Raw genomic sequence first — 381 nt, 5'->3', positions numbered from 1 at the left:
ATGATGAGCAAGCGACGTTTGACGTGCTGCCAATACTGCGTTGATCGGCGATGGCCGGTAACGGGTCATATCGGTTATCGAGGACGCACATGACGTTCCTGATAGCGGACATCGAGGCGACTACACGTGAGGTTGCGATTGCGCCGGAAACGACCACCGCTATTGTACAACGACGGAGGCCGTGAACGTATAGCCAACGCCATAGACGACCTTGATCGGTACTGTCAGATTGATATGTTCCTCTAGTTTGCGGCGGAGCCGACTGACGACGGCGTCGAGATGCCGATTATCGAAGTTCGCTCTGGGACGGGCAACGGTTTCTATCAGATCCTCGCGCTGGCAAATCTCGCCGCAATTGTTACACAGCACACTCATAAAGGC

At 54.6% G+C, this 381-nt stretch carries 1 protein-coding gene; it reads right to left on the bottom strand.

Translation table 11 applies throughout. The annotated features are described in order from the left end of the window. Nucleotides 1-159 precede the first annotated feature (159 nt). A partial coding sequence (locus tag AB1462_RS32445; RefSeq protein WP_367249230.1) for a helix-turn-helix domain-containing protein occupies nt 160-381 on the bottom strand: 222 nt, incomplete at its 5' end.

The organism is Pseudomonas sp. SB113 (assembly GCF_040754745.1).
GTDB lineage: Bacteria > Pseudomonadota > Gammaproteobacteria > Pseudomonadales > Pseudomonadaceae > Aquipseudomonas > Aquipseudomonas grimontii.
Note: the sequence above shows the minus strand (reverse complement) of the source record. Positions and strands in the feature narration are given on the sequence as shown.